Origin of the sequence: Streptomyces sp. NPDC001890 (genome assembly GCF_042891445.1) — a bacterium.
Lineage (GTDB): Bacteria > Actinomycetota > Actinomycetes > Streptomycetales > Streptomycetaceae > Streptomyces.
Genome location: NZ_JBIATE010000007.1, coordinates 146,257 through 164,648, shown reverse-complemented (window position 1 = coordinate 164,648; position 18,392 = coordinate 146,257). Strand labels below are relative to the sequence as shown.

The 18,392-nt window shown below is 72.2% G+C and carries 18 protein-coding genes; 8 read left to right on the top strand and 10 right to left on the bottom strand.

Going from position 1 to position 18,392, the window contains the following annotated elements; all coding sequences use genetic code 11:
- Positions 1–74: 74 nt before the first annotated feature.
- Entirely contained in the window at positions 75–866 is a 792-nt protein-coding gene (locus ACFYY1_RS20250) for a MerR family transcriptional regulator (RefSeq protein WP_388587249.1), read from the top strand.
- A gap of 39 nt (positions 867–905) precedes the next feature.
- On the opposite strand, the gene ACFYY1_RS20245 is transcribed toward ACFYY1_RS20250, so the two are convergent.
- From ACFYY1_RS20245 to ACFYY1_RS20230, 4 genes are all read right to left on the bottom strand, one after another.
- Positions 906–2,108, bottom strand: coding sequence for a Glu/Leu/Phe/Val dehydrogenase dimerization domain-containing protein (locus ACFYY1_RS20245; RefSeq protein ID WP_388587247.1), 1,203 nt, complete (start codon positions 2,106–2,108; stop codon positions 906–908).
- Positions 2,105–3,751 carry a thiamine pyrophosphate-binding protein gene (locus ACFYY1_RS20240; RefSeq protein WP_388587244.1) on the bottom strand — a complete coding sequence of 549 codons (1,647 nt, stop codon included), beginning with the start codon at positions 3,749–3,751 and terminating at the stop codon, positions 2,105–2,107. Before ACFYY1_RS20240 ends, ACFYY1_RS20245 begins: the two co-directional genes overlap by 4 nt.
- Positions 3,752–4,078: 327 nt before the next feature.
- Complete coding sequence (locus ACFYY1_RS20235) at positions 4,079–5,488, bottom strand: NAD(P)/FAD-dependent oxidoreductase (RefSeq protein ID WP_388587241.1); 1,410 nt, start codon at positions 5,486–5,488, stop codon at positions 4,079–4,081.
- 51 nt (positions 5,489–5,539) lie between these two features.
- On the bottom strand, positions 5,540–6,214 hold the full coding sequence (locus tag ACFYY1_RS20230; RefSeq protein WP_388587239.1) for a rhomboid-like protein: 675 nt from the start codon (positions 6,212–6,214) through the stop codon (positions 5,540–5,542).
- Positions 6,215–6,377: 163 nt separating this feature from the next.
- Between ACFYY1_RS20230 and ACFYY1_RS20225 the strand changes: the two genes are divergently transcribed.
- Together ACFYY1_RS20225 and ACFYY1_RS20220 are read left to right on the top strand one after the other, a co-directional pair.
- The gene (locus ACFYY1_RS20225) at positions 6,378–6,854 is read left to right on the top strand and encodes a GNAT family N-acetyltransferase (RefSeq protein WP_388587237.1); all 477 of its coding nucleotides are present in this window, start codon (positions 6,378–6,380) and stop codon (positions 6,852–6,854) included.
- Positions 6,855–6,962: 108 nt separating this feature from the next.
- Positions 6,963–7,643, top strand: a complete 681-nt coding sequence (locus ACFYY1_RS20220; protein ID WP_388587235.1) for a pentapeptide repeat-containing protein — start codon at positions 6,963–6,965, stop codon at positions 7,641–7,643.
- A 16-nt stretch (positions 7,644–7,659) separates the two neighbouring features.
- Here ACFYY1_RS20220 and ACFYY1_RS20215 read toward each other — a convergent pair whose 3' ends face one another.
- The 3 genes from ACFYY1_RS20215 to ACFYY1_RS20205 form a co-directional block, all read right to left on the bottom strand.
- A complete protein-coding gene (locus tag ACFYY1_RS20215) occupies positions 7,660–8,157 on the bottom strand; it encodes a hypothetical protein (RefSeq protein ID WP_388587233.1) in 498 nt (165 codons plus the stop codon).
- Between the two features lie 124 nt (positions 8,158–8,281).
- Positions 8,282–8,911 carry a response regulator gene (locus ACFYY1_RS20210; protein WP_388587230.1) on the bottom strand — a complete coding sequence of 210 codons (630 nt, stop codon included), beginning with the start codon at positions 8,909–8,911 and terminating at the stop codon, positions 8,282–8,284.
- Positions 8,908–10,188 carry a sensor histidine kinase gene (locus ACFYY1_RS20205; protein WP_388587568.1) on the bottom strand — a complete coding sequence of 427 codons (1,281 nt, stop codon included), beginning with the start codon at positions 10,186–10,188 and terminating at the stop codon, positions 8,908–8,910. Before ACFYY1_RS20205 ends, ACFYY1_RS20210 begins: the two co-directional genes overlap by 4 nt.
- A 372-nt stretch (positions 10,189–10,560) precedes the next feature.
- On the opposite strand from ACFYY1_RS20205, the gene ACFYY1_RS20200 reads away from it, so the two are divergent.
- The 4 genes from ACFYY1_RS20200 to ACFYY1_RS20185 all read left to right on the top strand — a co-directional run bounded on the left by ACFYY1_RS20200 (position 10,561) and on the right by ACFYY1_RS20185 (position 14,440).
- Positions 10,561–11,118 (top strand): heme-binding protein, encoded by a 558-nt coding sequence (locus ACFYY1_RS20200; RefSeq protein WP_388587227.1) that lies wholly within the window; start codon positions 10,561–10,563, stop codon positions 11,116–11,118.
- 82 nt (positions 11,119–11,200) lie between these two features.
- Positions 11,201–11,797, top strand: a complete 597-nt coding sequence (locus ACFYY1_RS20195) for an ankyrin repeat domain-containing protein (protein ID WP_388587225.1) — start codon at positions 11,201–11,203, stop codon at positions 11,795–11,797.
- Positions 11,794–12,951 carry a hypothetical protein gene (locus ACFYY1_RS20190; RefSeq protein ID WP_388587222.1) on the top strand — a complete coding sequence of 386 codons (1,158 nt, stop codon included), beginning with the start codon at positions 11,794–11,796 and terminating at the stop codon, positions 12,949–12,951. The genes ACFYY1_RS20195 and ACFYY1_RS20190 overlap by 4 nt, the downstream gene beginning before the upstream one ends.
- Positions 12,952–13,030: 79 nt before the next feature.
- Positions 13,031–14,440, top strand: a complete 1,410-nt coding sequence (locus ACFYY1_RS20185) for a M1 family metallopeptidase (RefSeq protein WP_388587220.1) — start codon at positions 13,031–13,033, stop codon at positions 14,438–14,440.
- 29 nt (positions 14,441–14,469) lie between these two features.
- Here ACFYY1_RS20185 and ACFYY1_RS20180 read toward each other — a convergent pair whose 3' ends face one another.
- Entirely contained in the window at positions 14,470–16,050 is a 1,581-nt protein-coding gene (locus tag ACFYY1_RS20180; RefSeq protein ID WP_388587217.1) for a M4 family metallopeptidase, read from the bottom strand.
- A 302-nt stretch (positions 16,051–16,352) separates the two neighbouring features.
- The gene (locus ACFYY1_RS20175; protein ID WP_072487943.1) at positions 16,353–16,928 is read right to left on the bottom strand and encodes a TerD family protein; all 576 of its coding nucleotides are present in this window, start codon (positions 16,926–16,928) and stop codon (positions 16,353–16,355) included.
- Positions 16,929–17,133: 205 nt separating this feature from the next.
- On the opposite strand from ACFYY1_RS20175, the gene arfB reads away from it, so the two are divergent.
- Positions 17,134–17,568, top strand: coding sequence for an alternative ribosome rescue aminoacyl-tRNA hydrolase ArfB (gene arfB, locus ACFYY1_RS20170; protein WP_388587214.1), 435 nt, complete (start codon positions 17,134–17,136; stop codon positions 17,566–17,568).
- A 65-nt stretch (positions 17,569–17,633) separates the two neighbouring features.
- Here the strand turns inward: arfB and ACFYY1_RS20165 are convergent, their stop codons facing one another.
- Entirely contained in the window at positions 17,634–18,140 is a 507-nt protein-coding gene (locus ACFYY1_RS20165) for a flavin reductase family protein (RefSeq protein WP_388587212.1), read from the bottom strand.
- Between the last annotated feature and the right edge of the window lie 252 nt (positions 18,141–18,392).

Genomic DNA, 18,392 nt, shown 5'->3' with positions numbered 1-18,392 from the left:
CAGGCGGGCAGGCAGGCGGGCAGGCGGCCGGGCAGTCCGGTCCGGCAGCCCGGCCCATGAGGCAGGCTTGGCTGATGAGCAACGGGGTCACGATCGGTCAGGCGGCGGAATTCGTCGGCATCACGGTGAAGACGGTGCGGCACTACCACAAGCTCGGCCTGGCCGAGGAGCCCGTGCGCGACGGCTCCGGCTACCGGCGGTACGGATCGGCCGACTTGTTGCGGCTGGTGCAGGTCCGCACGCTGGCCGTCGCCGGGGTTCCGCTGGCGGAGATCGGGCCCCTGCTCGATGCCGACGCCGCGCGGTTCGCCACCGCACTGGTCGATGTCGAGCGGCAGCTCACCGAGCGGATCAGGGAGTTGACCGCCCGGCGGGACATGCTGCACCGGCTCTCCGACGGCAACCGGGCCCTGCTGCCCGACCGCGCCGTGGCCTTGCTGGAGCGGATGGCCGGCCTCGGCTTCACCGCGGACGAGGTGGCGGCCGCCCGGGAGGGCCTGGTGCTCGCCAGGGCCCTGGTCCCCGAGGGCTTCGACGACCACCTCGCCCATGTCGAACACGCCCTGCGGGACTCCCGGTTCGTCGCCCTGAGCAGGCGCGCCGCCGAATCCGCGGCCTGGGAACCCGACGACCCCCGCATCGCCGAACTCGCCACCGCCCTGGCCGACCACTACCTCGCCAGCCCCGAACAGCTCAAGATCGTGACCGGCCTGCAGGCCCGTACCGAGGCCGCGACCCGGTACGAGCTGATCGCCCGCCACGGCGAGGAAGAGGCGCCGGCCACGGCCCGGCTGGCCGCGCTCGTCGAGAGCAGGCTCCGTGCCGCAGGCGTACGTCTCCCCGGACCGGGCCCCCGCCGACCGTGATCCACCGTCCGCTGTCCCGGCCCAAAAGCCCTCCGGCCGTCAGCGGAACGATCCGAAGCGTTCGGCGACGATCGGGAGCCGGTCCGTGGCCAGGGCGTGCGCGGCGGCCCGGGGGGTGGTGTTCTCGGACTCGGCGCGGGTCAGTATCCGGTCGACCAGGGCGCGCATCGAGCGGCGGGTGTACGTGAACGCCTCGTCGGCGTCGGCGCCGATGTCGCCGAACAGGGTCCACCACCACCAGGCGTTCGTACCGGAGTTGACGACCACGTCCGGCAGTACGGTGATGCCGCGGGCGGCCAGCAGTGTCTCCGCCTCCGGCACCACCGGCATGTTGGCGGCCTCGACGATCCAACGGGCGGTGATGCCCGCCTGGTTGGTGGTGTCCACGGCGTACGAGACGGCGGCCGGGACCAGTACCTCGGCGTCGGCGGTCAGCCAGGCGCCGGCCGGCAGTTCGCGGTCCTCGGCGCGGAGTACGGCGCGGTCCACGGTGCCGTGGCCGTCGCGGGCGGCGAGCAGTGCCTCGACGTCCAGGCCGGCGGGGTTGGCGATGGTGCCCTTGATGTCGGCGACCGCGACGACGCGCAGCCCGGCGCGGGCCAGGAAGCGGGCGGTGGCGCCGCCCATGGTGCCGAGGCCCTGCACCGCGACACGGGTTTCCCGGTGGGCGACGCCGGCCCGGTCCAGAGCCGTGAGCACCGATTCGGCGACTCCGCAGCCGCCCACCAGCTCGTCCAGGCCGATGCCGTCCACATCGATGGCGAACGCGTCGGCGAGGCGCCGCCGGGCGGCCTCCTCGTCGTCCAGGAGCGGGTAGACCGCCTGGATGGAGGAGACCAGGCCCGCTTCGGCGGCGGCCCGGTCGACCAGGTCCTGGGTGAGACCGAGGTCCTCGCCGGTGGTCCAGAAGTTCTCGATGTAGGGGCGTACGGCGCGCAGATAGCGGACGAGGACGCCGTAGGCGGCGGGGTCGCGCGGGTCGCAGTCGATGCCGCCCTTGGCGCCGCCCAGCGGGATGTAGCGGCCCTGCGGGTTGTAGTGCAGCGCCTCCTTCATCGTCATGCCCCGGGCCAGGCCGGTGACCTCCGCCAGCGTGCAGCCGGAGCGCATCCGCAGACCGCCGCTGGAGACGCCGCGCACCAGGCGGTCGATGACCAGGTGCCCCTGGTGGCCGGTCTCCTGGTCGGTCCAGGTGAGGGAGATCAGGGGAGGGGCGGGATCGACGGCGGCAGCGGTGGTCATCGGGGGAGCTCCCTGGGGGCGGTGGCGAGGGGGACGGTGATGAGGGTGGGGCCGGGGGTGTCCAGGGCGTGGCGCAGTGCCTCTGCCAGCGCCTCGGGCGAGTCGGCTCGTACGCCGTGGCCGCCGTAGGCGCGGGCCAGGGCGGGCAGGTCGACCGGCGGCAGGTCGACCGCGGTGGGGCGGTCGCCGCGGGAGACCATCTCGTCGCGGATCTCGCCGTAGCCGCCGTTGTCGAAGACCACGACGGGCAGCGGGAGCCGCAGCTGTACGGCGGTGGCCAGCTCCTGTACGGAGAACTGGAGGCCGCCGTCACCGCTCAGGGCGACGACCGGCCGGGCGGGGTCCGCGGTCTTGGCACCGATGGCGGCGGGCAGCGCGTAGCCGAGCGTGCCGAAGCCCGTCGGGTGCAGGTAGCGGCCCTCCGGGGCGACGGGCAGGTGCGGGATCGCGCCGTAGTAGCAGCACTGGGCGCTGTCGGAGGTGAGCACCGTGTCCGCCGGGAGGACCGACCTGATGGCCGCCAGGTAGGGCAGGAGGGGGGCGTCCTCGCCGCGGGTCTCGGCGTTCCGCTCCGCGCGCAGTGCGGCGGCGGCCCGGTGGGCTTCGGACCGGGCTTCGGGGGGCGCTCCGGTGGCTCCGGGGAGGGCGGCGAGGAGGGCGCGCAGGGTGTGGCGGGCGTCGCCGACCAGGGGGATCGCGGCGGGCAGCCCCGCGTACATCTGTGCCGGATCGATGTCGGCCCGGACGAGGGTGCCGCCGAGCGCGGGCAGGGGCTCCCACAGGTCGGACTCGGCGAGTTCGGTGCCGACGGCGAGCACCACGTCGCGCTCGGCCAGCCAGTGCCGGACGGCCCGGCTGTGCAGGGAGACGCCGAGCGACAGCGGGTGGGTCTCGGCGACGATCCCCTTGCCGTTGGCGGTGGTCACCACGGGGGCGCCCAGCTCCTCGGCCAGCCGCAGGCACTCGGCGGCGGCGGCGCGCGCTCCGCCGCCGAGCACGATCGCGGGCCGGGCGGCCGAGCACAGTGCCCCGACGGCCGCCGCGAGCGCGTCCGGGTCCGCCGTCGCGGGGGAGGACGGCGGGGCGGTCCGTACCGGCCCGGCCGGTTCCACGGCGGTGAGCAGGTCCAGCGGTATCTCGATGTGTACGGGGCGGGGGCGCCGCGTACGGAAGAGAGTGAAGGCGCGGGCCACCGCCACGCCGATCTCCTCGGCCGAGGACACCCGGTGGCTGACGGCCGCGACGCCCCGCAGCGCCTCGGTCTGGCTGCGCATCTCGTGGAGCAGGCCGGTGGGCTGCCGGGGGTGGCGCAGCGGCATGCCGGGTGAGACGACGAGGAGCGGGACGCTGTCGGAGTACGCCTGGCCGACGGCGGCCGCGATGTTCAGCAGGGCCGGTCCGGTGGTGGTGATCGCCACGCCGGGGCGCCCGCAGACCCGGGCGTAGGCGTCGGCGGCGTAGCCCGCGCCCTGTTCGTGGCGGGGGTTGAGGTGGTCGATCCGGTAGGCGGCCAGGTGCCGGTAGATCTCCAGGTTGTGGGTGCCGGGGATGCCGAAGGCCCGGGTCACCCCGTGCGCGGCCAGCGCCCGGACCAGGGCTTCCCCGCCGGTCATCGGGATGGGGGCGGCGGAGGGATCCGGCATGGGGTGTCCAGGCACTGCACAGGCTCCTTACTGAATGAGTAGTCAGTATTCGGAGTGTGGATCGCCCCTGTCAATGCACGCGGGTGCTGAACGTTTGTTCAGTTGTCGGGTGCCCGGCTGTGCCCGGTACCCGGCCGCCCGGTGTTCGGTCATGCGCGACAGGAAGCCAGAGCCCCGCCGCGGCGAAGGACGCCGAGCTCGTCGCCTGACCCCGCGAGGAAGGCCGGCGTCCCGGGAGGGGCGCCGGCCTTCCTCACGGTCCCCGCTCGGGTCCGGCTCGGGCCCGTCGGGGCCCGAGCCGGGGTCTGCCGGGGTCCGTTCCTCCGGTCAGTGCCGCCCGGCCAGCCGGTCCGCGGCCTTCGCCACCGGGTCCGTGCCGGCCCGCGGCGAGGTGAGTTCGCGGCGGTCGGCGGCGCGGTAGGCGGCGTACATGCCGTGGACACCGATCCAGCGGAAGGGTTCCGGCTCCCAGCGGCGGACCTTGTGGCCGACCCAGGGGAGGGTGGTCAGATCGGTGGGGCCCGACTGGCCGGAGTCCTGCTGGATCAGGTCGCGCAGGGTGCGGGCGGCGAGGTTGGTGGTGGCGACGCCGGAGCCGACGTAGCCGCCCGCCCAGCCGAGCCCGGTGGAACGGTCCAGGGTGACCGTGGCGCACCAGTCGCGGGGGACGCCGAGGACACCGGACCAGGCGTGGTCGATGCGGGCCCCCGCGGTGGCGGGGAAGAAGCGGACCAGGATGTCCCGGAGGGCCTCGATGGTGGCGGGCTGGGTGCGTGCTGTGTCGTTGAAGTGCGCGGCACCCGAGCCGAAGCGGTACGGGACGCCGCGCCCGCCGAGCGCGATGCGGTCGTCGGCGGTGCGCTGGGCGTACATGTAGGCGTGGGCCATGTCACCGAGGGTCTCGCGGCCGTCCCAGCCGATGGTGTCCCAGACCGACCGGGGGAGCGGCTCGGTGGCGATCATCGAGGAGTTCATGGGGAGCCAGGTGCGCCGCTGGCCCTTGAGGTTCGCGGTGAAGCCCTCGGTGCAGCGCAGGATGTACGGGGCGCGGACGGTGCCGTACGGGGTGTGCGCGTGCTTGGGCTTGATCTCGGTGACCGGCGTCGACTCGTGGATGGTGACGCCGAGCGCCTCGACGGTCGCGGCGAGGCCCTGGACGAGCTTGACCGGGTGCAGCCGGGCGCCGTGCGGGGTCCAGGAGGACCCGACGGCCCCGGTGACGTTGACGCGTTCGCAGGTCTCACGGGCGCCGCGCAGCACCCGGTCGGTCTCGCCGAAGGCGATCTCGACGGAGTGGAAGTCCTTGAGCCGGGCCAGCTGCGCGGGTGTGTAGGCGACTTCGAGGACGCCGCCCTGGTGGATGTCGGCGTCGATGCCCTCCTCGGCGGCCACCCGTACGACCTCGTCGACCGTCTCGTTCATCGCCTGCTGGAGCCGGACGGCGGCCTCGTGGCCGTGGAGCTTCGCGTAGCGGTCGCGGCCCGCGATGCCGTTGTAGAGCCAGCCGCCGTTGCGCCCGGAGGCGCCGTAGCCGCAGAACTTGGCTTCCAGGACGGTGATGTTGAGGAAGGGGACGGCCTTCTTCAGGTAGTAGGCGGTCCACAGCCCGGTGTACCCGCCCCCGACGATGCAGACGTCGGCGGTGGCGTCGCCGGGCAGAGGCTCCCGGGCGAGGGGGGTGCCTTGGTCCGCGTACCAGAACGATATGCCGCCGTTGACGGTGCTGACGGTGCTCATTTTGCCCCTGCTTTGTCCGGTGTGAAGCCCTGTTGGCTCTCGGGCGGGACGTTACTGCGCGAGGGGCGCTCCCGTCCCGTGCCGGGACCGGGTCAATGGGTAGCAGGCCAGGCCGATGAGCACGGCGGTGAAGTGGCCGAGGTCGGTGAAGGAGCGGCCGGCGACGAGGGGGATGCCGTAGAAGACGAGGACGGCGAAGAGGTACACGTACCGCCAGGGCCGCGGGATGCGGTACGTGAGCACGGCGACGACCCCCGCGAGCGCGTAACTGACCCCGACGTCGAGGGTGTTCGTGGCCGACCAGGGCACGTGTCCGTGCCGGATCGCCCAGGCCAGGACGCCTTCGCTGACGAGCGAGGCGAGGACGTGCGCCAGGAGGGCGACGGCGAGCCAGCGCAGGGTGCCGAGCCAGCGTTCGGCGGGGGCGTGGAAGACGGTGTACAGGACGGCGTAGGGGAGCCAGCGGCCGCCGTCGATCCAGAAGGCGCTGGCGAACAGGACGCGCAGGGGGTCCTCGGTGAGTTCGTGGATGTTGGTCGAGCGCTGGCGCAGGAAGTCCTCTTCGAAGTCCGGTGACATCTGATGGACGATCACCGTGGTGACGAAGAGCGCGGCCAGCCAGGTGTAGGTGCCGGGTGCGCTGCGGATCCAGGAGCCGGCGCTGCGGAGCCACGAGCCGGCGGTGGTGCGGCGCCGGGCGGGCGGTGCGGGGCTGCTCGGAGTCATATCCGATTGACGCACGGCCCCGGGACCGGTGGCGTGATCGACATTCCGGCAGGGGCGGAGCCGAGCGGCGCGGAACGAGCGGCCGGAGCGGGGGTGGGAGTGGTGCGAGGGGGAACGAGGGGGCAGAGCGAGCGGGGCCGGGGGCTTTGCTTACTCTGCCCCCATGATTCGTACCGCTGTCCCAGCCGATGTCCCCGTCATCCACGCCATGGTCCGTGAGCTGGCCGAATACGAGAAGGCTCCGCACGAGGCGAAGGCCACCGAGGAGCAGTTGCACGAGGCGCTGTTCGGTGAGCGGCCCGCCGCGTACGCGCACATCGCCGAGTCGGACGACGGCGAGGTGGCCGGTTTCGCGCTCTGGTTCCTGAACTTCTCCACCTGGCGCGGGGTGCACGGCATCTACCTGGAGGACCTGTACGTGCGCCCGGAGCGGCGCGGCGGCGGGCACGGGAAGGCGTTGCTGACGGAGCTGGCGCGGATCTGCGTGGAGCGCGGCTACGAGCGCCTGGAGTGGTCGGTGCTGGACTGGAACGCCCCGTCCATCGCGTTCTACGAGTCGCTGGGCGCGCGCCCGCAGGACGAGTGGACGGTGTACCGGCTGACCGACGAGGCGCTGGCAGGGCTCGGCGGGCAGCAGTAGGAGGGGCGGCCGGCCCTCCGTCCTGGTCCGGGCCCTCCGTCCTGGTCCGGCCGCGTCCGTGGCGTCGGCCCCGGGGCGTTGTCAGTGGCATGGGCCACGATGGAGGGCATGGCACGCAGCAACAGCAGGAAGACGGACACCGTCCCGGCGGCCCGGCGCCCGGAAGTGCGGCTCCCACCCCTCGTTCCGTACGACGGGGGAGGACTGGAGCCGGACGGGGACTACGACGGTGTGCGGTTCGACGGGGCGGATCTCGCCGACGAGTCGGGCCCGGGGGCCCGGTTCATGGACTGTGCGCTGGAGGGCTGCGCACTGGACCGCACGGAGCTGGTCAGGGCCCGTTTCATCGATTCGGTGCTGACGGGCGTACGGGGTGTGGGCACCGATCTCGCGGGGGCGTCGCTGCGCGACGTGGAGGTGGTGGACGCACGGCTGGGCGGGGTGCAGCTGCACGGCGGGGTGCTGGAGCGGGTGCTGGTGCGCGGCGGGAAGATCGACTACCTGAATCTGCGCAGGGCGCGGCTCAAGGACGTGGTCTTCGAGGGCTGTGTGCTGTCCGAGCCGGATTTCGGGGACGCGCAGCTGGTGCGGGTGGAGTTCCGTGACTGCGTGCTGAAGCGGGCCGACTTCAGCTCCGCACGGATGGAGTCGGTGGACCTGCGTACGGTCGCGGAGCTGGACATCGCGCGTGGGGTGGAGCGGCTGTCGGGTGCGGTGATCAGCCCGGCCCAGCTGATGGAGCTGGCACCGGCGTTCGCGGCGCAGATCGGGGTGCGGGTGGAGGCGTAGCGGAGGGGGAGCGGGGTCAGATACGGGGGAAGCGGGCCTGGAGGTCCCAGATCGCGGGGTTGTCGGCGAGGCCCTCGTGCATGTCGGCGAGGTCGGCGATCAGGTCGTGCAGGAAGTCGCGGGCCTCGCGGCGCAGCAGGGAGTGGCTGAAGGTGAGCGGGGGCTCGTCGCCGGGCATCCAGTCGGCCTCGATGTCGACCCAGCCGAAGCGGCGTGCGAAGAGCATCCGGTCGGACGACTCGGTGAAGTCCAGCTCGGCGAACTGCTCCCGGTGCGAGCGGTTGCCGCGAGGGTCCTGGTCGATCTGCTCGACGATGTCGCACAGCGCCCACGCGAAGTCGAGCACCGGAACCCATCCCCAGGCGGTGGATAGCTCGCGGTCCTCCTTGGTGTCCGCGAGGTAGACGTCCCCGGAGAACAGGTCGTGCCGCAGGGCATGGACGTCCGCGCGGCGGTAGTCGGTCTGCGGGGGATCGGGGAAGCGCCGGGAGAGGGAGTAGCCGATGTCGAGCACGCTTCGATGGTGTCATGCCCGGCGGGGCGCCCGTGCCGGGAGGCCGTCCGGCGTGCTCCGGGGCCCGGTTCGGGCGGGCCTGGAGTCCGGCGGCCCGGGGCTCCGGACTGCCGGGCGGTGGTTCCTACGACAGCAGTCGCTGCTCCTTCGCGATGGCGACGGCACCCGCGCGGGTGTCGACGCCGAGCTTGTCGTAGATCCGGCCCAGGTGGGTCTTGACCGTGGCCTCGCTGATGAACAGGGCGCGGGCGATGTCGCGGTTGCCCAGGCCCTGGGAGAGCTGGGCCAGGATGTCGAGCTCGCGGTCGGTGAGCGTGGGCAGGGGCTTGCGCATCCGGGCCATGACCCGGCTGGCCACCGGCGGGGAGAGTGTCGTACGGCCCTGGGCGGCCGAGCGGATCGCGGCGAAGAGCTCCTCGGGGCGCTCGGCCTTCAGCAGATAGCCGGTGGCGCCCGCCTCGATGGCCCGGGTGATGTCGGCGTCCGTGTCGTACGTGGTGAGGACCAGCACATGGACACCGGTGGTGGCGATGCGGCGGGTGGCCTCGACACCGTCGATGCCCTCGCCGAGCTGGAGGTCCATCAGGACGACGTCCGGGGTGAGCTTGGCGGCCAGGGCGACCGCCTCCTCGCCGCTGCCGGCCTCGCCGACGACGTCGATGTCCGGTTCGCTGCCGAGGAGGGCGAGCAGACCGGCGCGTACGACGACGTGGTCGTCGCAGAGCAGGATGCGTACGGGCGTCGTCGCGGTCATGCGAGGTCCTCCGGGGTGGTCGGCGGGGCGGCGGTGAGGGGGACGGCGGCGGACAGCACCGTACCCTCGCCCGGCACCGACTCGATCGTCAGTGTGCCGCCGAGCTGTTGGAGCCGGGCCCGGATCGCGGGCAGCCCGTGACCGCGCACGCTGCCGGTGGCCCTGGTGGTTTCGTCGGGGACGAAGCCCTGCCCGTTGTCGGCGATGTCCAGGACGACCCGGTCGCCGAGGTGGGTCAGCGTCAGCGCCGCCTCCGTCGCGTGCGCGTGCTCCTTCACGTTGGCCAGCCCGCCCTGGGCGATGCGCAGGAGCGCGGACTGCGTCCGGTCGGGCAGCGCGGTGAGCCCTTCGCCCTCCACGTGGCAGTGGACGGTGAGCCGTCCCTGTGCCTGCACCGTCTCGCGGGTGGCCAGTGCGTGCAGGGCCGCCTCCAGGCCGCCGCCCTCCGCGAGGTCGGCCGGCGCGAGGTCGTGGACGAAGCGGCGGGCCTCGGCGAGGTTGTGTTCCGCGATGCCGGTGGCGGTACGGACATGGCTGCGGGCGGTCGCCGGGTCGGCGTTCCAGGTGCGGTCGGCGGCCTGGAGCAGCATCTGCTGGCTGGAGAGGCCCTGCGCGAGGGTGTCGTGGATCTCCATGGAGAGCCGCTGGCGTTCGGCGAGGGTTCCTTCGCGCCGTTCGGTGGCGGCCAGTTCCCGGCGGGTGCGGAGCAGGTCGTTGATGAGTTCGCCCTGCCGCTCGGACAGCTCGCGCTGGCGCACGGCCTGACGCTGCATATGGACGAAGACCGCCGTCGCGACCGCCGCCACGGCCGGCGGGGCGAGCACCAGATTCGGGTCGAAGCCCTTGGCCAGCCGTAGTTGTGCGGCGACGACGAACAAGGTGAGCAGGGCGACGAGCGCGAGCGCGGCGCGCGGCGGGAGGATGCGCAGCCCGGTGAAGAAGAGCGGCACCGCGCACCACGCGAAGCTCGGCGCGAGGACCACCAGCACCATCCACACGGCGACCAGCACCCCCAGCCACAGCAGGGAGCGCGGCGTCGGACGCGAGCCCAGCACCGGCCCGACCACGTACAGCACGGCGGCGGCGACGGAGAGCGCGATGATCCACGGGGTGCGGGCCTCGCCGGGGTGGCGCAGCAGGAAGCGGGTGAGCGAGGCGCCGAGCAGCAGGAAGAACGCGGCGTGCATCAGGAACGTGAGCCACCGGGCGTCCGGGTCACCGGACCGGTCCCGGGCGGCGTTTCCGGTCCCGGGCGTCCCGCCCGTCCCCGCGCCCATGCCCATGCCGACGTCCACGTCCATGTTCACGTCCGTGTCCACGTCCGGGTGCGTTCCCGGGCCCGTGCGGGGTGCCGACCGGCTTCGGTGCTTCACGTCGTACCTCTCGCTCCTCACCGTCAGCGGCGCCGCTGAGCTGCACGGATACACCCATCGTCACCCCGGACGACGACCCTCGCATCAACCGATCGGCTGATGGGGCCGTCGACCGTCCCGCGTGCGGCGTCGAGCCGGTCCGTCGACGGTGCGGGGCGGGTCGCGGTCGGAGGATTGATCCCAGAGCCGAACAGCTCGTCCACCGCTTCACCGCACCACTGCTCCACCGCATCACCGCCCCACACCTGCTCATCCACCCCTGCTGAGGAGTCCACCATGAAGAAGCTGTCGCTGCGCACCCGCGTCCTGACCGGTGCCGTCGCCGTCGCCGCCCTCGGCGCAGGCACCTTCGGCGCCGTGTCCGCCAGCGCCTCCACCCCGGCCGCCGCCCCCGCGGTCGCCCTCAAGGCCGACGCCTCGAACGGCAACCTCCAGCAGTCCACCCACCTGACCATCGCCGCCGCCACCAAGGCCGCGCAGGCGACCCTCGACGCCGCCGAGGACGAGAACCAGCGCGTCTCCGTCGCCGTCGTCGACCGCAACGGCAACACCATCGTCACCCTGCGCGGCGACGGCGCCGGCCCGCAGTCCTACGAGGCCGCGCAGAAGAAGGCGTTCACCGCCGTCTCCTGGAACGCCCCCACCTCCGAGCTCGCCAAGCGCCTGACCAACGCCCCGACCCTGAAGGACATCCCCGGCACCCTCTTCCTCGCCGGTGGTGCCCCGGTCGCCGCCAACGGTGCCCCGATCGCCGGCATCGGCGTGGCCGGCGCCCCGTCGGGCGACCTGGACGAGAAGTTCGCCCAGGCCGGCGTCGCCGAGCTCGCCAAGTAACAGGCAGCCCGACCCGTCGAGCACGCTCAGCAAGTCGAGCACGCTCAGCAAGTCGAGCACGCTCAGCAAACAGGAGTACGAGATGAACGCCCTCGATCGACAACTGCTCGACGCCGCACGCACCGGCGACACCTACCGCGTGCGGACCGCGATCGAGGGCGGCGCCAGGGTCGACTGCCGCGACGAGGAGCTGCGCACCCCGCTGCTCCTCGCCGTCCACGGCGACCACGTCGAGGCCGCCCGGCTGCTGGTCGGGGCGGGCGCGGACCCGAACGCCCAGGACGGGCGCGAGGAGAGCCCCTGGCTGGCGACCGGGGTCACCGGCAGCGTCCGGATGCTGCACGTCCTGCTGCCGGCCGGCCCCGATCTGAAGCTCCGCAACCGCTTCGGCGGCATCGCCCTCATCCCGGCGAGCGAGCGCGGCCACGCCGCCTACGTGCGGGAGCTGCTCCGCGTCACCGACATCGACGTCGACCACGTCAACCGGCTCGGCTGGACCGCCCTGCTGGAGGCCGTGATCCTCGGCGACGGCGGCCGGGCACACCAGGAGGTCATCGAGCTCCTGCTGGCGGCCGGCGCGAACGTGGACCTGGCGGACGGCGACGGGATGACCGCGCTGGAGCACGCGGAGCGCCGCGGCTTCGCGCACATCGCCGCGCTGCTGAGGAGCGCCCGGTGAACGCGCGCCACGCGGTGCCGGCACTCGCCGCGGCGGCGGTCCTCGCGGGCTGTGCGGGCGGCACCGGGGCCGCCCCGGCCACACCCCGTACGCCGGACAGCGCAACGGCCGTACCGACCGCACCGGCCGCCCCCTCCCCGGCCCCTTCGAAGCCCGCCGCCGCGGCCACCCCGCACGGCACGCTCCTCGTCGCCGACTTCGGCGCCGACACCGTGACGTTCGTCGACCCGGATCCGGGCCACGACCGGCGCACGCTCGGTTCCGTCGAGGTCGGCACCGCCCCCTACGGCCTCGTCGTCGACGACAAGGGCACCGCCTGGGTGGCGACCGCCGAGGGCGTCGCGGTCGTCGACACGGCGAACCGCACCCGCCTCGCCCGGATCCCGTACCGGACGCGGACCGGCCCCGTCACGACCGGCGAGTACCGGGGCGGGGGCATGGGCATCGCCCTGGCCCCCGACGGCCGGCACGTCTACGTCGGTGTCAATGTGCCCGGCGGCAACGGTGTGCTGGAGACCATCGACACCGCGACCCGCGAGGTGACCGACACGGCTGCGGTGGGCCGCCGCCCCTTCGACGTGGACGTCTCGCCGGACGGCGCCGAGGTGTACGCCACCGATCACGACTCCTTCGACGTCACGGCCGTGAACACGGCCGACGGCAGGACGCGGCGCTTCGAGGTCGCCCCGTACGGCACCGAGGGCGGTCTCGGCTCCTGGCTGAAGCCGCACTACGCCGTCGTGCGCCCCGCCGACGGCAAGCTGCTGCTGCCGTTCGAGGGCGAACGGCTCGTCGTCCTCGATCCGCGCACCGGGCGGAGCACCATCGAGCGGATGACCGCCGACACCCACCAGCACGGCACGACGCTCGCCCCCGACGGCACCCTGCTCGTCGTCGGCACCGGCCCGATCCTCTCCGACGACAAGGGCCCGTCCCTGACCATCCGTACCCCCGGGGGTTCCGAGCGGGTCGTGCCGCTGGACGGGCCGCACGAGGACGTGACGGTCTCCGCCGACGGCCGCACGGCGTACGTCACCCAGGGCTTCACCCGCGACGGGTACGGCAACGGCATCACCGTCGTCGACCTGACGGGCAAGAAGCAGCCGTTCGAACTGGCTGCGGGTTCCCGTCCACTGGGCATCGCGATCCTCTGAATCCACTGGATCCGCTCAGCGACCGGATCCGGTCGACGGAATCCCCCGAATCGGACATTCCGCGCTTAGGATCGCCGTTGTGGATCAGCGAACACCCGTACGCCGCACGGCACGCGCCGCCGCGCTCGTCCTGCTGGTGCTGACGACGTCCACCGGCTGCTCGGGCGGCGTCGAGGGCAGGCCCGGTGCCGCCGGGCTGCGCGACCCGTACTTCCCGAAGCTCGGCAACGGCGGTTACGACGTCACGCACTACGACCTCGTGCTGGACGCCGACCCGGCCGCCCAGCGGCTGCGCGGCACCGCCACGATCACCGCCCGCGCCACCCAGGACCTCAGCGCCTTCAACCTGGACCTCGCCGGACTCACCGTGGACTCCGCGACCGTCGAGGGCCGCCCCGCCGCCGTCAACCGGGCGGGCGACGAGCTGACGCTGCGCCCCGACGCGGAGGTCGCCGACCATCTGCGCAAGGGCAGGACCTTCCGTACGGTCGTCCGCTACTCGGGCTCCCCGCGGACCATCACCGATCCCGACGGGTCGAAGGAGGGCTGGCTGAGAACAGCGGACGGCTCGGTCGCGCTCGGTGAACCGACCGGTTCGATGGCCTGGTTCCCCGGCAACAACCACCCCAGCGACAAGGCGTCGTACGACATCTCCGTCACCGTCCCCCAGGGGCTGACGGCGGTGTCCAACGGCGAGCTGGTCTCCCGGCACGGCTCGGGCACCACCACCACGTTCCGCTGGCACGTCCCCGAACCGATGGCGAGCTATCTCGCGACCGTGGCCATCGGCCGCTTCGAGACGAAGTCCTCGACGACCGCGGACGGCATCGAGGTGTTCACCGCAGCGGACACGACGGTGGCGAAGGACAGCGCGCGGATTCTCGCCAGGGTTCCCGAGGTCGTGAAGTGGGAGGCGGAGCGGTTCGGCCCGTACCCCTTCTCCGCCACGGGCGCGGTCGTCGAGCGCCACGGGGACGCCGGTTACGCCCTGGAGGCCCAGACCCGGCCCTTCTTCCCCGGGCCGCCGGACGCCGGGCTGCTCGTCCACGAGATGGCCCACCAGTGGTTCGGGGACTCCGTGACGCCCCGGAGCTGGCGCGACATGTGGCTCAACGAGGGCTTCGCGACCTACGCGGAGTGGCTGTGGGCGGCCGACAAGGAGGGCGTCCCCATCCAGGACCTGTTCGACGCGGCCTACGCGGACGACGACAACTGGGCCTTCCCGCCGGCCGATCCGCCGACGGCGGCGGACATCTCGCAGCCGCCGGTCTACGGGCGCGGGGCGATGGTCGTCCACAAGGTCCGGCAGGCTGTGGACGACGACAAGCGGTTCTTCGCGCTCGTCAAGGGCTGGACGAAGGCCCACCGGCACGGCAACGCGTCGACCGCCGAATTCACCGCCTACGTGGAGAAGACGACCGGCCAGGACCTGACGCGGCTGTGGGACACCTGGCTGTACGGCAGGAGCCGGCCCGCCCCGAAGGACTGACCGGCTCCCGGAGTACCGCGCTGTTCGGGCTACTTCACGTTGACGCCGCTCCAGGCGGCCTGGACGGAGGTGAGCTCGGCGCTGTCCGCCCCGTACAGGTCGGTCGCCGCCTTCTCGGTCGCCTCACGGGCGCCCGCGTAGTCGGTGGACGAGGTCATGTACTCGGAGAGGGCCTTGTACCAGATCTGGACGGCCTTGTCCCGGCCGATGCCGGTGACGGTCGAGCCGTCGGAGGTCGGGGAGTCGTAGTCGACCCCGTTGATGGTCTTCGCGCCGCTGCCCTCGGACAGCAGGTAGAAGAAGTGGTTGGCGACGCCGGAGGAGTAGTGCACGTCGAGGTCGCCGACGCTGCTGTCCCAGTAGTCGGCCGAGCCGCCGTCCTTGCTCGGCTCGTCCATGTAGCGCAGCGGGGTGCCGTCGCCGTTGATGTCGATCTTCTCGCCGATGAGGTAGTCGCCGACGTCGGTGCTGTTGTCGGCGGCGAACTCGACCGAGGTGCCGAGGATGTCGCTGGTCGCCTCGTTCAGGCCGCCGGACTCACCGAAGTAGTCGAGGTTGGCGGTGGACGCGGTCAGGCCGTGGCTCATCTCGTGGCCGGCGACGTCCAGGGCGGTCAGCGCGCTCTTGTTGTCGGCGCCGTCGCCGTACGTCATGCAGAAGCAGCTGTCGTCCCAGAACGCGTTGACGTACGCGTCGCCGTAGTGGACCCGCGAGTACGCGGCCTTGCCGTCACCGGCGATGCCGTCGCGGCCGAACGCCGACTTGTAGAAGTCCCAGGTCTGCGCGGCGCCGTAGGCGGCGTCGACGGCGGCGGTCTGGCGGTCGTCGCCGGTGCCGTCGCCCCAGGTGTCGTCGTCGTCCGTGACGAGGTCACCGGTGCCGCTCTCGCCCTGGTTGAGGTCGTACGTCTTGTGGCCGCCGCGGTCGCCGTCGGTCAGCTCGAAGCCGGAGCCGGACTCGGTGGTCGTCAGGTCGACGTCGCCGCTGTACTGGCTGTGGCCGACGCCGGTCTCGACCGCCTCGTAGCTCTGGAGCTTCTTGCCGGTGATCGCGTCGGTGATGGTGTGCAGCCGGCTCGGCGTGCCGTCCTTCTGCACGCCGGTCCTCACCGTCTCCAGGGCGAGGACGGGCTTGCCGGAGCCGGCCCAGATCACCTTGCGGGCGGCGGCCGCGGTCTTGATCTTCGGCGTGGTGGACGGCACCGATATCCGGGCCTTGGTCGCCTTGGTGACGCCCTTGAGCTTTCCGCCCGGGGCGGTGTGGGTGACGAGGTCGCCGCCGAGCACGGGCAGACCGTCGTAGGTGCGCTCGTAGCGGGTGTGGACGGTGCCGTCGGCGTCCTTGATCACATCGCGGACGACCAGCTTCTCCTTGCCGCCGAGACCGAGCGAGGCGGCGGTCGAAGAGGCTTCGCCCTGTGCGGACTTGATGGCGGCGGTGCGCACCGCGGCCTTGTTCGCGCCGAAGGGGACGACGCTGCGAGTGGCGGAGGGGGCGTCATTTCCGTTGTCCGGCACGGCGTTCGCCGCACCGGTCTGCATGCCTACGACGACCATCGCGGCCACGGCGGCCAGGGCTGCGGCGCGACGGGTGTTCATGTGGGGGGTCATGCGTTCTCCGTTGCTCGTTCCGTGGGGGGTTACGAGCGGAGAGCGTGCCACCGAATCAGCAACATTGACGGTGCACTAACAAATACCTCACATTTATTTGACCACTTCTTGTCCGAATGGAATACACATGTGTCCGTTAATCGGCGGGAGTTGAGCACGGATGTCCGGTGGCGCCGTATACGGGATGCTGTGGACCTGATTCGGCCGCGCACACGGGGAGGGTGGCGCGCATGCGGTCGGGACGCGGGCACGCGAAAGCCCCCGGCCCGACGGCCGGGGGCTTTCGCGATGGTGCCGGTGCGTCAGAGGTTGACGCCGAAGTCCTGGGCGATGCCGCGCAGGCCGGAGGCGTACCCCTGGCCGACGGCACGGAACTTCCACTCGGCGCCGTTGCGGTACAGCTCGCCGAAGACCATGGCGGTCTCGGTGGCGGCGTCCTCGCTCAGGTCGTAGCGGGCGATCTCGGTGCCGCCGGCCTGGTTGATGATGCGGATGAACGCGTTGCGCACCTGGCCGAAGTTCTGGCTGCGGGTCTCGGCGTCGTAGATCGAGACCGGGAAGACGATCTTGTCGACGTCGGCCGGCAGACCCGCCAGGTTGACGTTGATCTGCTCGTCGTCGCCCTCGCCCTGGCCCGTGACGTTGTCACCGGTGTGCACGATGGTCTGGTCGGGCGTCGACTTGTTGTTGAAGAAGACGAAGTGGCCGTCCGAGACGACCTTGCCGGCCGGGTTGACCGCGATCGCCGAGGCGTCGAGGTCGAAGTCGGTGCCGGTGGTGGTGCGGACGTCCCAGCCGAGGCCGACCGTGACGGCGGTCAGGCCCGGGGCCTCCTTGGTGAGGGAGACGTTGCCGCCCTTGGACAGGCTTACAGCCATGGGAAGTCCCTTTCATCGTCGCTTGCGGGCTTCATGCCATCACGAAGCTACCGTTACAGGCCATAACGCGGGCAAGGGGCCAGGAGGTTCCTGACCCCTTTGCTTTCTTTACCGAAATCGCCCGGTCGGCCCGGTGCCCGGTACCGCAAAAGCTGGTGCCCGGTACCGCAAAAGAAGGTGACGAACACCCCTCGGGCCGGGGAACATGGGTGTCATGTCCGGGCCCTATGTCATCCGTGGTTCGGTCTCCCTGCCGGAGGCCGAGCTCATGTGGCGTTTCTCGCGGTCCTCGGGGCCCGGCGGGCAGCACGTCAACACCAGCGACTCCCAGGTGGAGCTCCGCTTCGACCTCGCGGCGACCGAGTCACTGCCCGAGGTGTGGAAGCAGCGGGCGCTGGAGCGCCTGGAGAGCCGGCTCGTGGGCGGGGTGCTCTCGGTGCGCGCCTCCGAGCACCGCTCCCAGTGGCGCAACCGCGAGACCGCTCTCGTACGGCTCGCCTCGCTGCTCGCCGAGGCGACGGCGCCGCCCCCCAGGCCGCGCCGCAAGACCCGCATCCCACGAGGCATCAACGAACGCCGGCTGCGCGAGAAGAAGCAGCGCGGCGAGACCAAGCGGGGCCGCTCCGGCCGCGACTGGTGACGGTCCGGGCGCCTGGCGGAGGCCCGGACTCCGTACCGGCGCCCGGCCCCGCCCCCGCCCCGTCCTCACCCCAGCTGCCGGTACCGCCCCCGGAAGTACGTCAGCGGCGCCCCTTCCCCGCTGGGCAGCGCCGCGCTCAGCACCCGGCCGATCACCAGCGTGTGGTCACCGGCCACGACCCGCTGCTCGGTCCGGCACTCCAGCGTGGCCAGCGCCCCTGAGATCAACGGCGCGGCGGTGACCTCCCCCCGCGCGTAGGGGATGTCCTCGAACAGCAGCCGGTCGCTGATCCGGCCCTTCATCGCGAACCGTCCCGCGACGTGCCGCTGGCTCTCGGCGAGCACCGACACCGCCCACAGCGGCTGCTCCGACAGCAGGTCGTCCATCCGGGAGCCGTTGCGCAGGCTGACCATCACCAGGGGCGGGTCCAGCGAGACCGACATGAAGGCGGTCGCCGTCATGCCGACGTCCTCGCCGCGCCCGTTCTCGTCCAGCGGCGGCTCCTGGGCGGTGATCAGCACGACACCGGCGGCCAGCCGGGCGAGGGCGCCTCGGAACTCATCGTTGCTCACCCCCTCAGCATGGGGGATGGGCCGGGGGTGCGGGGCGGGGGTCTTCGTCTGCAACACATCGGGCACGCTAATCGCGCGGCGCCCGCCTCCGCATCGGGCCAGGGGACCAGCCGGGTCCTAGGACCCGTGGCCGGGGAAGGTCCGGATCCGTGTTCAAGGAACGTACGGAGCGGATCCGTACGGCACTCGCGACCCTTTACCATCTGTTGTGACTTGAGTCACAGAGTGCAATATTTGTTGACCCTGTGTACC